This is a genomic window from Kosakonia sp. HypNH10, from assembly GCF_029850615.1.
GTDB lineage: Bacteria > Pseudomonadota > Gammaproteobacteria > Enterobacterales > Enterobacteriaceae > Kosakonia > Kosakonia cowanii.
Window position 1 is genome coordinate 1,029,390 of sequence record NZ_JAOTIU010000001.1, and the last position, 12,846, is coordinate 1,042,235.

Sequence of the window (12,846 nt, forward strand, 5' to 3'; positions counted from 1 at the left end):
GATCTTCTCCGCTTGGACAGGCTTCCATCTTCCCCGGAAATGGACTTATGATTAATGTCCAGTTTTCAGATAGTGGACTGCTTATGTCATCCCGTCGCTTTGGTAGCCAGTCGTTGCTGCGCCTGTTAGGTCACTGGCAACAACCCTCGTCCCGCACCCCGCTCTGGCGTCAGCTTGCCGATGCGCTGCGCCTGTTGATCCTTGATGGACGGCTGGCGCTGGATACCCGTCTGCCCGGCGAGCGGGAGCTGGCAACCACGCTCTCGGTGAGCCGCACGACGATTGCCAGCGCGCTGGCGCACCTGCGCGAAGAGGGCTACCTGGAGAGCCGCCACGGCAGCGGCTCGCGGGTGATCCTGCCCGATAACCGCGCGATACCGACGCGCAGCACCGCAGGCGCAGCGCTCGATCTCTCCACCGCCGCCCTCAGTGCCGGGCCAGAAATTCACCAGGCCTACAGCCACGCCTTAACGGCGATAACGCCTTATCTTTCGCGCACCGGCTATGGTCAGCTCGGCGTGCTGGCGCTGCGCGAAGCGATTGCCGCACGCTATACCGCGCGCGGTTTACCGACCCATGCCGATGAAGTGATGGTCGTCAATGGCGCGCTGAGCGGGCTGGCGCTGGTGTTGCGTATGCTGACCGGGCCTGGCGATCGCGTGGTGGTCGATCACCCCACCTACCCGCTGGCGATTGCGGCTATTCAGGGGGCGTCATGCAGGCCGGTTGGCGTCTCTTTGCCGCAGCGCGGCTGGGACACCGACGGTTTTGCCGCCACGCTGGCGCAGACCGCGCCGCGCCTTGCCTACCTGATGCCCGATTATCACAATCCGACCGGGCGCTGCATGGACAGCGCGACGCGGGAAGCGATCGCCGCTATTGCGGCCCGCACGCGTACTACGCTGGTGGTGGATGAGACGATGGTTGATCTCTGGTACGAAAACGCCCCGCCGCCGCCGCTTGCCGCGTTTGATAAACATGACTCGGTGATCACGCTCGGCTCGGCGGGGAAAACCTTCTGGGGCGGTTTACGACTCGGATGGATCCGCGCCTCTGCGCGAACCATCGCCCACCTGGCGCAGACGCGCGACTCGCTGGAGCTTGGCTCACCGCTGCTGGAACAGCTGGCAACGCAGTGGCTTATGGCTAACGAAAGCGATTTTCTGCCGGCGCGCAGAGCGATGCTGAAAGCACGCCGCGACCGCTGCGGCGAACTCATGGCGGATCTCTTTCCCGCGTGGCATTTTCAGCCGCCGGAGGGCGGGTTGTCTTACTGGGTCGAGCTGCCAGACCGTCTGGCGACGGCCTTTGCCGCGCGCGCCGAAACCGAGGGCATTCATCTCGGTGCCGGGACGCGTTTCGGCCTCGACGGCGCGTTTGAGCGCAACCTGCGCATCCCCTTCGCGCTGGAGCCAGAAGTGCTTGAGGATGCGCTACTGCGCATAAAACCGCTGTGGCACGCGCTCAATCCGGCGGCCCCGTCGTTTAAGCGTAGCGTGGTGTAAGCATCAGGAAGCGGGCGGCGTCAGCGGGGCGAGCGCCTCGCTTTTCACCCAGCCGGTAGTACTTTTACCCTCGTCACTCACATACTCGACCTGCGTCCACTCCCCCTGGGTTTGCAGCACGCCGACCACATCATCCTGCACGATCCACGCTTTTCGCCGCGTCTTCTCTTCAGGCTGGCGATAGAAGTAGAGCCGCTCGGCGCGCACCTGCGCCATCGACTGCCAGTCGGTATCGCGGGTTTTACTCAACCCCAGACCATCATTAATCAGCGGCAGCATGGCATTGACGCAGCCGTCATGGGACTGCCCGCCGGGCACGGTGAGCGTCACACCGTCGGCTGTTGCCGCAAGGTGCCCCGGCAGCACTGCCGAAGACCAGGAGGCGATTTTCGCATCGCCCTGTGCCGACACCTCTCCCGCCAGCGCAAAGGCGCAGGTGCGCGTTACGCCAACACCGAGGGTTTCGCTGTAGTAACCGCTGATCTTGCCCTGCGGCGAAACCGCAAGCTGTAACGCTTCATAAATGCCGGAGTGTAGCGTGGCGGCCATACCGGATGTCGAAACAAGGAGGGTTAATAAAATGAAGGGATTGCGCATAGTGCTGAGCCTCAGGGCGATAAGTGCAGGGATTCTACACGCTTGCGCGACGCTTCCGGTATCCCCAAAAAAGGCTATGGTTGAAAGTACCGTTCCAGGCTGGAGAAGTGAGATGAGTGAGAAAAAACGGGCGCAGTGCCACTGCGGTGCGGTGGTGTTTAACGTGACGCTGCTCGACGGCTTTAACAACGCGCGGCGCTGCAACTGTTCCTACTGCCGGATGCGCGGCGCGGTGGCGGTCACCGCGCCACTGTCTGGCATTGATATTATTCAGGGCAGAGAGAAGCTTACCGAGTACCGCTTTAACACCGGCGTCGCCGTCCACTTCTTCTGCTCGGTGTGCGGCATCTACACCTTCCACCAGCGCCGCTCTAACCCCGATCAATATGGCGTTAACGCGGCCTGCATTGAAGGCGTATCGCCGTTCGATTTTGCCGAAATCCCGGTCTCCGAAGGGGTCAATCACCCGTCGGATGGGGGCGATAACAGCGGCGTTGCCGGGTATCTGCGCTACACCCCCGCCGGGAAATGAAGCGGCTTACCTACTCCCGCAGCCACCAGCCGCACTCATAAGGTCTGAGCGTGCCGGTGGCGGGCAATTGCGCGCCGTCCGCGTAGTTGCCGTAGAGCAGACGCCAGCCCGCCTCATTGGGCAAACACGCCTCATTCAGCGCCAGCGGCTCGCCGCTGAGGTTGGCAATCACCCGCAGGGTTTGCGCCTCATCGTGCCGCTGGTAGCACCAGCACGTCGGCGAATCAGGGTCGAGATCCTGATAGTCGCCAAAGGTAAGCACCGGCAGTTTTTTGCGCAGCGCGATCAGCTCCCGGTAGGTATGCAGCACCGAATCGCTATCCGCCATCTCACCGACCACGTTGATTTGTCGGTAGTTATCCGCCACATCAATCCAGCTTTCGCCGTCGGTAAAACCGGCGTTATCGCTGTCATCCCACTGCACCGGCGTTCTGCCGTTATCGCGGGATTTGTGCGCCAGCACCGCCAGCACATCCTTTTCATCCTGATGCAGGCGCAGGATTTTGAACATATTCAGGCTTTCGACATCGCGGTACTGATCGATGCGGCTGAAGTGCGGATTGGTCATGCCAATCTCTTCACCCTGGTAGATATAGGGCGTCCCCTGCATGCCGTGCAGCACCATCGCCAGCATTTTCGCCGAAACGGTGCGCAGCGCCCCATCATCCCCCAGCCGGGACACGATGCGCGGCTGATCGTGGTTACACCAGAAGAGCGCGTTCCACGCCAGTTTGTGCATTCCGCGCTGCCATTCGGCGAAGATCCGCTTCAGGGCAACGCGATCCGGCGGCGCAAGCCGCCACTTCTCTCCCTGCGGATAGTCGACTTTCAGGTGGTGAAAGTTGAAGGTCATCGACAGCTCTTTGCCATCCAGCCGCGCATAGCGCTGGCAGTGCTCAAGCCGGGTGGAGGACATTTCGCCCACCGTCATCAGCCCGCGCGGCTGAAAGACATCGCGGCTCATCTCTTCGAGAAAGTCGTGAATCGCCGGGCCGTCGGTGTAGAAACGGCGTCCGTCGCCCTCATCATCATCCGGCAAATCGGGGTGCTTGGAGACCAGGTTGATGACATCGAGCCGCAGCCCGTCCACGCCCTTATCCGCCCAGAAGTGGCAGACCGCTTTCAGGGCGTTGCGCACTTCCGGGTTCTCCCAGTTGAGATCCGCCTGCTGGGCAGAGAAGGAGTGCAGATAGTACTGCTGCGTCTCCTCATGCCAGCACCAGGCGCTGCCGCCAAACTTGGAGTGCCAGTTATTGGGCAACCGCCCCTCTTTGCCGTCGCGCCAGATATAGAAGTTGCGCCACGGGCTGTTACGGTCGCTGGCGGCAGCTTTGAACCACGCATGCTCCGTGGAGGTATGGTTAAACACCATATCCATCACCACCTTGATGCCGCGCTGATGGGCGGCGTCGACCAGCGCCTCAAAATCCGCCATGGTGCCAAACAGCGGATCGATGGCGTAGTAATCCGCCACGTCATAGCCGTTATCCACCTGCGGCGAGAGGTAAACCGGCGTCAGCCAGATGGCGCTCACCCCGAGCCACTGGAGATAATCAAGGCGACGCACAATGCCCTGAAGATCGCCGAGGCCATTGCCGGTACTGTCCTGAAAACTGCGCGGGTAGATCTGGTAAATCACGCCGTTTTGCCACCACGGAACATTACGTTTGTTCATTGCGTCGATCCCTTTTTCACACCACCAGCAGCTTGCCCGCTGCCTGCTTACGTTTATAGATAACCGTGGTCAGCACGAGCGGGATCACAATCGCCACCAGCATCGCCAGACCATAAATCGCCCAGTACTGGGTTTTCACCGAGAGGATGGCCGGTAAGCCGCCGACGCCAATACCGTTCGCCATCACGCCGGTCAGCCCGCAGATCAGCCCGGCGCAGGCACCGCCGACCATGCCGCAGAGCATCGGGAAGCGATACTTCATGTTGATGCCGTACATTGCCGGCTCCGTCACGCCGAGATAAGCGGAAATGGCGGCGGGCACGGAGATCTCCCGTTCATTAACCTTCTTGCTCACCAGGATAATGCCGACGACTGCGGAACCCTGTGCAATGTTGGAGAGGGCGATAATCGGCCAGACCGGCGTGCCGCCAAGGTTCTGGATCAGCTGCAGGTCGACCGCCAGCGTTGTCTGGTGCACACCGGTGATCACCAGCGGCGCATAGAGGAAGCCAAACAGCGCGGAGCCAATCGGCGCAAACGGCCCGGTCATCAGATGGCTGACGCCCCAGGCGATGCCGTTACCGACCACACGGCCGAACGGCCCGATGATGGTATGCGCGAGGAATACGGCAATCAGCAGCGAGAGCACCGGCACCACCACCAGCGTCAGGTAATCCGGCACGATGCGTTTAAGCTTCAGCTCAATCCACGCCAGCGTCAGGCCAGCCAGAATCGACGGAATAACCTGCGACTGGTAGCCCACTTTATCGATGGAGAACCAGCCAAAGTTCCACACTTCCGGCATCTGCTGCCCGAGCAGATAGGCGTTCATCAGCTGCGGAGAGACCAGCGTAATCCCCAGCACGATACCGAGGATCGGCGTGCCGCCCATCTTCTTCACCACCGACCAGCAGATACCGACCGGAATGTAGAAGAAGATCGCCTCGCCAATCAGCCATAAGAAGTCGTAGATGCTTTTCCACACCGGCGACGCTTCGGTGAGCGGCGCGTCGTTGAACAGCGGCAGATCGCCAATCAGGTTGCGGAAACCAAGAATCAGACCGCCGCTAATCAGCGCTGGCAGCAGCGGAAAGAAGATCTCCGCAAAGTGGGAAATGAGGCTCTCATGCCACTTCATATTTTGCCGCGCCACACGCTTGGCGCTCTCTTTGTCGGTGCCGCTCACCTGCGTATGTTGCAACAGCAGTTGATACCAGTCGCCGACATCGGTGCCAATCACCACCTGAAACTGCCCGGCGTTGGTAAAGCAGCCCTTCACCATCGGCAGTTTTTCAATCTCGGCGGGTTTGGCTTTTTTCGGATCGTTAAGCACAAAACGTAAACGGGTAATACAGTGACTGACGGTAGCGACGTTCTCTCTGCCGCCAACCAATTCAATAAGTTTATCAATATCCTGGGGGTTACTTTTTATCGCCATCTTTTCTCTTCCAGCAGGTTTTGATGAGTGAGCTGTTGTTATTACAGCTTTTCGCAAAAACTCTTACTCTAAACCGAGCGATAAAGACCATAGCGGCAACCTATCCATCCGCCTAGTTGGAACGTTCCAATTTTAGCAGGCGATCACAAAATAAATGGTGAAGCGCAGCGGCACAGAGAGGTGCCTTAGGGGATTCATTAATGCTAGTATCGCCGGGTCCGATCTTCAGGAGGCCCGTGCGGGAATGAGTGATAAAAAGCTAACGTTAAACGACATCGCCAAACTGTGCGGCGTCGGAAAGTCCACGGTCTCGCTGGTAATTAACAACAGCGATAAAGTGAAGAAAGCGACCCGTGAACGCGTTGAAGCGATTATCAAAGAGCAGGGTTACACCCCGTCGAAAGCCGCCCAGGCGCTGCGCTCGCAGCGGGAAAAGATCATCGGTGTGATCGTCACGCGTCTCGATTCCGCCTCGGAAAATCAGGCCATTCGCGCCATCCTGCCGCAGATCTATCAGCATGAGTACGATGCGATTTTAATGGAGAGCCTGCTCGACCCTACCCTGCTTGCCTCCCACCTTAACGTGCTGGCGCAGCGCAATGTCGAAGGGGTGATTCTGTTTGGTTTTTCCGGCGTCGATAAGAACCTGGTAAAAGGGTGGAAAGATAAGCTGGTGCTTATCTCCAGCGCCCTGCCGGAGGTAGCGTCGGTGGTCTACGATAACGTCGGCGCGGTCAATGTGCTGATGGAGAAGATGCGCGACGCGGGCCACCGCAGCGTCTCCTATATCGGGGTCACCACTAACGATCCGACCACCGGGAATATCCGCTATCAAACCTACCTTGAGCGTTGTGCAGCGTTTGGCATGACGCCGCACGCGGCGCTCGGCGATCTCAGCTATCAGAGCGGTTACGACCTGGCGAAAGAGCTGCTTACCGCCGAGAGCGGCGCGCTGATTTGCGCCTCTGACACCATCGCCATGGGCGCGATTAAATACATTCAGCAGCAGGGGTGGAAGATTAAAGTCGGCAGTATCGGCAGCACGCCGCTGATGACCTTCCTGCAACCCGATGTACTGAGCGTCAAAATGGGCTATCAGCAGGCGGGGCTGAAAGCCTCGCAGCTGCTGCTGGAGATGCTGCATGGAACGCGTACGCAAGAGCACATTGTTATCCCCTGCACTTTCCAGTAACGCCCAACGGAAAATGACGCCTTCGTCAGACGAAAGCGTCAATCGCCCGCCTTAACGGTAGACCAGCCCGCCATCAATCAGGATCGCCTGACCGGTGACATAGTCGGAATCCGGCCCGGCGAGGTAGGCCACCAGCCCGGCCACATCTTCCGGCGTCTCCGCGCGGCCCAGCGCAATGCCTTCGACATATTTCTTGTAGGTTTCACCCAGCGGCGCGCCGGTGATATCGGAGAAGCGGCGGTCAATCTCCTCCCACATGCCGGTGCCGACAATCCCCGGGCAGTAAGCATTAACGGTGATGCCGCGGCTGGCATACTCTTTTGCCGCCGTCTGGGTTAAGGCGCGAACGGCGAATTTGGTCGCCGAGTAGACGCCCAACAGCGCGAAACCATCATGTCCGGCAATCGAGCAGGCGTTGATGATCTTCCCCTTCTGCTGACGGTCGATAAACTTCTTCGCCGCCGCCTGAATGCCCCACAATGTCCCCTGCACGTTGATGCGCATAATGCGATCCACCTCTTCCGGGGTGACATCGGCAAGCGGCTGCACCTGCGCGATACCGGCGTTATTGACGATAATGTCAAAGCCGCCCAGCGCCTCTTCCGCGTGATCGATCGCCGCATAGACTTGGTCGCGCTGTGAAATATCCGCAACAAAGGTCGCCACTTTACGACCCAGCGCCTGCACCTCTTTTGCCACGGCTTCAAGGTTGGCGGCGTTCATATCCACCAGCATCAGCGACGCCCCCTCTTTCGCAAGGCGAAGCGCAATCCCACGTCCAATTCCCTGGCCTGCGCCGGTTATCAACGCCACTTTATTATCAATCGTCATGCTTTCTCTCTTATGGTTTGATTTACAACTACGCCGCAACAGGCTGCCGCGGCAAACTTCACTACCTATTCATTGGTGCAGCGCGCGCCCGTCGGCGGCGAGGATCGCTTCATGCATCGCTTCAGAAAGGGTCGGATGGGCAAAGATCGCCTGGTGCAGGCTCTCCTCCGTCGCCTCCAGCGTATGGGCAATGCCAAATCCCTGAATCTGCTCCGTCACGTCGCTGCCCACCATATGCGCGCCCAATAACTCGCCGCTCTGCGCATCAAACAGGGTTTTGACAAAGCCCTGCGGTTCGCCAAGGGCCAGCGCTTTGCCGTTGGCCTGGTAGGGGAAGACGCCGACGCGGATCTCGCGCCCGCTGGCACGCGCGCGCGCTTCGGTTAAACCGAGGCTGGCAACCTGCGGCCGGGTGTAGGTGCAGCGGGGGATAAAATCGGGGCTGACGGGTGCCGCAACGGGCAACCCGGCGAGCGCCTCAACGCAGCGCACACCCTCATAGCTCGCTTTGTGCGCAAGGCACGGTGCGCCCGCGACATCGCCGATGGCGTAGAGGCCGAAAACATTAGTGCGACCACGATCGTCGACCTGAATAAAGCCGCGCGCCATCTCAACGCCCAGCGCTTCAAGGCCAAGGTTTTCGATATTCGGCTGAATACCGGCGGCGCAGAGCACGCGATCCACCTCCAGCGTCTGCTCGCCGTCGGCGGTTTTCAGCAGGCAACTGACGCGATCGCCGTTGACCGTCGCCGAGCGGATCTGCGCCCCGGTGAAGATCTGCATTCCGCGCTTCGCAAACTGCTGCTGCACCAGCGCCGAGACATCGCGATCCTCCAGCGGCAGGATCTGATCTGCCAGCTCCACCAGCGTCACCTTACAGCCGAGATCGTTATAGAGACTGGCGAACTCCGCACCGATGGCACCGGAGCCGATCACCAGCAGCGAGCGCGGCAGCGCGGCGGGGTTGAGTGCTTCGAAGTAAGTCCAGATGTGGCTTTTATCCGCCTCGATGCCCGGCAACGCACGCGGACGCGCGCCGGTCGCCAGAATGATGTGATCGGCGCGGTACTCCTGCTCGCCGCCGTCGATACCGCGCACCGCCACCCGCCCCTTCTCCAGCAGGCGGCCTTCGCCATTGATCACCGTGACATTGTGCTTTTTCAGCAGGAAAGCGACGCCGTCGGTCAGCCGCTGCGACACCGAGCGGCTGTACTCCACCAGACGGCGGATCTCAAAAGCGATCTCACCGACGCTAAACCCCAGTTGATCGGCGTGGCGCATGGCATGCCCGACCTCAGCGCCGTGCAGCATCGCTTTGGTCGGAATGCAGCCCCAGTTAAGGCAGATGCCGCCAAGATGCCTCTTCTCCACCAGTGCGGTGCGCAAGCCTAACTGCCCGGCGCGGATGGCGGCGACGTAGCCGCCCGGCCCGCCGCCGATAATCAGCACATCAAAGCTGTTATTCACCGCGCGCCTCCTCAACCAGCATCAAAGAAGGCGTTTCGATAGCGCGTTGCAGATGCTGCATAAAGGTCGCGCCGACCGCGCCATCAATCACCCGGTGATCGCACGACAGCGAGAGCGTCAGCCGCTCGCGCGCCACGATCTGCCCTTCATGCACCACCGCGCGGGATTCCGCCGCCCCCACCGCCAGAATCGCGCACTGGGGTGGGTTGATAATGGCGTCGAACTGCCGAATGCCGAACATGCCGAGATTGGAGATGCAGAAGGTGCCGCCCTGAAAATCCTCTGCTTTCAGCGTGCCCGCTTTGGTGCGCGTCACCAGTTCATGGAGTTGCCGGGAGATGGCTCCCACCGTTTTGCGGTTCGCCTCGCGCAGAATTGGCGTATAAAGCCCACCGGGCAGCGCCACAGCGATGGCAATATCAGCGGTGTGAAAACGGCGAATAGTCTGCGACGCCTCGTCATACTGCACGTTCATCTCCGGCACGCTCATCAGCGCCTGGGCACAGGCTTTCACCAGCAGATCGTTGAGCGTCACTTTGAGCGACGGCAGCGCGCTGTTCACTTCCCGGCGCAGCGCCTGAATACGCGTCAGATCGACCTCGCTGACGAGACGAAAATGGGGTGCGTTGCGCTTGGACTCCTGCAAACGGCTGGCGATAGTGCGCCGCATGGCGGAGAGCGGCTGGCTCTCGTACGCCGCGCGCTCCTCAACCGCTTCTGCTGTTGGGGAAACGCTCTTCTCACCGCTACCGCGCAGCGCGGCTAATGCTTCCACATCGGCCCGGCTGACGCGCCCGGCGGATCCCGAGCGGCGGCAGTCGTGCAGATTGATGCCCAACTGGCTTGCCAGACGGCGCGCGATGGGGGTTGCCGGGATCTGGCTATCATCCTGCGTGGTGTGGCGCGGTTTTGCCTTCACCGCCGCGCGCGCCTGCAACTCGGCGCTACCGCCGCCCGCGGTAATGGCTGCCTGCAAATCGGCGACGGAGATGCGCCCTTCGCGACCAGAGCCGCTCACCTTACTCAGATCGATGCCCTGCTTTTTCGCCAGACGCAGGGCATGCGAGGTGGCATTAACCTGCGTCTCATCAGTTTCGCCGCGCAGCGCCGCCGGGATCGCATCCTGCGCGGCGGGTTTTGCCGCTGCAGGGGCTGAAGGTTCAGGCGAGGTTGTCGCTGCTGGCGACGGCGCGCTTTCTACCGCTTGCTGCGGCGCACCGCTGTTAAGCGTGGCGGCAAAAGCGTCGAGTTCACTGTCGCTTACAGCTTCATCGGCCACCAGCGCCAGCACTGCGCCGACCGGCAGCGTATCGCCCGGCTGAGCCAGCACCCGGCGTAGCACGCCGTCCCACGGCGCTTCCAGCACGTTGGTTATCTTGCTGGTTTCAATTTCACAAATATCCTGCCCCTGGCTGAAGGCGCTCCCCTCTTTAATCAGCCACTGAGCCAGCGTCCCCTCTTCCATCGAGAGCCCCCATTTGGGGATCTCCAGCGTGCGGATTGTGCTCATGGTTACGCCTCCATCAGTTGTCGAACGGCGGCCTCAATGCGATCCACATCAGGGATCCAGAGTTTCTCCAGCGCGGGCGAGAAGGGAACCGGGGTGTGCGGCGGGGTAATTAACACGATCGGCGCTTTCAGGAAGTGGAACGCCTGCGAGGCGATCAGCGCCGCCACATCATGGGCGAAGCCGAAGCGCGCGGCGGACTCATCGACAATCACCACCCGTCCAGTAGAAGCAACGGATTCGAGAATGCCCTCCTCATCCAGCGGCGAGACGGTGCGCGGATCGACCACCTCAACGGAGATGCCCTCTTTCAGCAGTTTGTCCGCCACCTGGTTGGCTTTATGCACCATCGCCGAGAGGGCAATAATGGTGACATCCTCCCCTTCACGGGTGTAGTTGGCCTGGCCCAGCGGCACGGTATAGCTCTCGTCCGGCACCTCGCCTTTCATGTCGTAGAGCATCTTGTGTTCGCAGAAGACCACCGGATCGTCATCGCGAATCGACTGGATCAGCAGCCCTTTGGCGTCATAGGGCGATGACGGCACCACCACTTTCAGCCCCGGCGTGGTGGCGAAAATATTGTAGGGGGACTGGGAATGCTGGGCGGCAGCCGAAAAACCAGCCCCGATCATGCCGCGCACCACCAGCGGCGCTTTCGCCTTGCCGCCGAACATATAGCGAAATTTCGCCGCCTGGTTGTAGAGCGCATCGTGGCTGACGCCGAAGAAATCCATAAACATCAGTTCCGCCACCGGGCGTAAGCCGGTCACCGCCGCGCCAGCAGCCATGCCGATAATCGCTGATTCAGTGATTGGCGTATCGATCACCCGTTCCGAGCCAAACTGGGTCCACAGCCCTTTAGTAACGCCGAGCACGCCGCCGAAGGCTTCCACTTTCGCCTCTTCCGGCGCGTTGCCGCCGTGGCCGCCGCGCAGATCTTCACCGATCAGCACCACGCTTTCGTCGCGCGCCATCTCTTGCGCCAGCGCGTCGCGGATCGCTTCGCGGTAAGTTTTGATTGTCATGACGGGCTCCTCAGTAAGAGACGTAAACGTCGGTCAGCAGGCTTTCCGCCACCGGGTAGCCGGCGGCGCGGGCTTTGATCACCGCATCGTCGACCTGGGCTTTTACTTCGGCGTCGATCGCCTCCAGCGCCTCGCGCGTAACCTTTTCTACCGTTTTGCTAGTGAAAATCTTCAGCGGATCGTGATCGGCGCGCAGGCGCTCGATCTCTCCTTCCCCACGGTAAAGCCCCGGATCGCCCTCAAAGTGGCCGTGCCAGCGAAACGCTTTTGCCTCAATCACGCTCGGCCCGCCGCCTTCACGGGCGCGCTTCACGGCTTCAGCCGTCGCTTTGTAAACGGCAAAGAAATCGGTACCGTCAACGGTGACCGCAGGCAGGCCAAATCCGGCGGCGCGCCCGGCGATATCGCGGCCGCCAACGGCGTAGTTATGCCCGGTCGCTTCACCGTAACCGTTGTTTTCAAAGACGAAGATGGCGGGCAGTTGCAGCACCACCGCCATGTTGATGGCTTCGAACACCAGCCCCTGGTTGGAGCCGCCGTCGCCGGTAAACGAGACGGCGACGCCGCCGTTATTGCGTGTTTTCGCGGTCAGCGCCGCGCCAATCACCAGCGGCGGTGCGCCACCGACAATGGCGTTCGCGCCGAGCATCCCTTTCGAAAGATCGGCAATGTGCATCGAGCCGCCCTTGCCGCGGCAGAGACCGGCATCTTTGCCGAAGATCTCCGCCATCATCGCGTGGATGTCGCACCCTTTGGCAATGCAGTGGCCGTGCCCGCGGTGGGTGGAGCCGATGTAATCCGTCTGCTGTAAGTTCTCGCAGACACCGACGGCAATCGCCTCTTCGCCGGTATACAGGTGGATGAATCCGGGAATGTCACCGCTGGTGTTTTCAGTGTGCAGGCGCTCCTCGAATTCACGTATTTCACGCATTTTGCGATAAGCCTTTAACAGCTGTTGTGTGTTCAGCTCCATAGCTCCGTCCTCAGGTTGTATACCCGCGAGCGCCAGCACGGCGACCGGCAGGGGTTGCGGAAGTGGGGTTACTCTATAAGCGGGTCTTAAGGGGGGATAACCCC

General features: G+C 60.7%; 11 protein-coding genes. 3 read left to right on the forward strand and 8 right to left on the reverse strand.

Going from position 1 to position 12,846, the window contains the following annotated elements; translation table 11 throughout:
- The first annotated feature begins 83 nt into the window (after positions 1-83).
- A complete protein-coding gene (locus tag N7V53_RS05000) occupies positions 84-1,505 on the forward strand; it encodes a PLP-dependent aminotransferase family protein (protein ID WP_279792452.1) in 1,422 nt (473 codons plus the stop codon).
- Positions 1,506-1,508: 3 nt separating this feature from the next.
- Here N7V53_RS05000 and N7V53_RS05005 read toward each other — a convergent pair whose 3' ends face one another.
- A complete protein-coding gene (locus N7V53_RS05005; RefSeq protein ID WP_023478260.1) occupies positions 1,509-2,102 on the reverse strand; it encodes a hypothetical protein in 594 nt (197 codons plus the stop codon).
- 112 nt (positions 2,103-2,214) lie between these two features.
- Here N7V53_RS05005 and N7V53_RS05010 point away from each other — a divergent pair, with 112 nt between their 5' ends.
- Entirely contained in the window at positions 2,215-2,634 is a 420-nt protein-coding gene (locus tag N7V53_RS05010) for a GFA family protein (RefSeq protein ID WP_023478298.1), read from the forward strand.
- A 10-nt stretch (positions 2,635-2,644) separates the two neighbouring features.
- Here N7V53_RS05010 and treC read toward each other — a convergent pair whose 3' ends face one another.
- Together treC and treB are read right to left on the reverse strand one after the other, a co-directional pair.
- Positions 2,645-4,309: an alpha,alpha-phosphotrehalase gene (gene treC / locus N7V53_RS05015; protein WP_279792454.1), complete on the reverse strand. Its 1,665-nt coding sequence runs from the start codon at positions 4,307-4,309 to the stop codon at positions 2,645-2,647.
- Between the two features lie 16 nt (positions 4,310-4,325).
- Positions 4,326-5,747, reverse strand: coding sequence for a PTS trehalose transporter subunit IIBC (gene treB / locus N7V53_RS05020; protein WP_023478274.1), 1,422 nt, complete (start codon positions 5,745-5,747; stop codon positions 4,326-4,328).
- Positions 5,748-5,991: 244 nt separating this feature from the next.
- Here treB and treR point away from each other — a divergent pair, with 244 nt between their 5' ends.
- Positions 5,992-6,939, forward strand: coding sequence for a trehalose operon repressor TreR (treR, locus tag N7V53_RS05025; RefSeq protein ID WP_034811805.1), 948 nt, complete (start codon positions 5,992-5,994; stop codon positions 6,937-6,939).
- 51 nt (positions 6,940-6,990) lie between these two features.
- On the opposite strand, the gene N7V53_RS05030 is transcribed toward treR, so the two are convergent.
- The 5 genes from N7V53_RS05030 to N7V53_RS05050 all read right to left on the reverse strand — a co-directional run bounded on the left by N7V53_RS05030 (position 6,991) and on the right by N7V53_RS05050 (position 12,742).
- Positions 6,991-7,770: an acetoin reductase gene (locus N7V53_RS05030; RefSeq protein ID WP_279792457.1), complete on the reverse strand. Its 780-nt coding sequence runs from the start codon at positions 7,768-7,770 to the stop codon at positions 6,991-6,993.
- Positions 7,771-7,839: 69 nt separating this feature from the next.
- Positions 7,840-9,237 (reverse strand): dihydrolipoyl dehydrogenase, encoded by a 1,398-nt coding sequence (gene lpdA, locus N7V53_RS05035; RefSeq protein WP_279792459.1) that lies wholly within the window; start codon positions 9,235-9,237, stop codon positions 7,840-7,842.
- Complete coding sequence (locus N7V53_RS05040; protein ID WP_279792461.1) at positions 9,230-10,747, reverse strand: 2-oxo acid dehydrogenase subunit E2; 1,518 nt, start codon at positions 10,745-10,747, stop codon at positions 9,230-9,232. Before N7V53_RS05040 ends, lpdA begins: the two co-directional genes overlap by 8 nt.
- Positions 10,748-10,749: 2 nt before the next feature.
- A complete protein-coding gene (locus tag N7V53_RS05045) occupies positions 10,750-11,769 on the reverse strand; it encodes an alpha-ketoacid dehydrogenase subunit beta (protein ID WP_023478297.1) in 1,020 nt (339 codons plus the stop codon).
- Between the two features lie 10 nt (positions 11,770-11,779).
- Positions 11,780-12,742 carry a thiamine pyrophosphate-dependent dehydrogenase E1 component subunit alpha gene (locus tag N7V53_RS05050; RefSeq protein WP_279792463.1) on the reverse strand — a complete coding sequence of 321 codons (963 nt, stop codon included), beginning with the start codon at positions 12,740-12,742 and terminating at the stop codon, positions 11,780-11,782.
- Positions 12,743-12,846 lie beyond the last annotated feature (104 nt).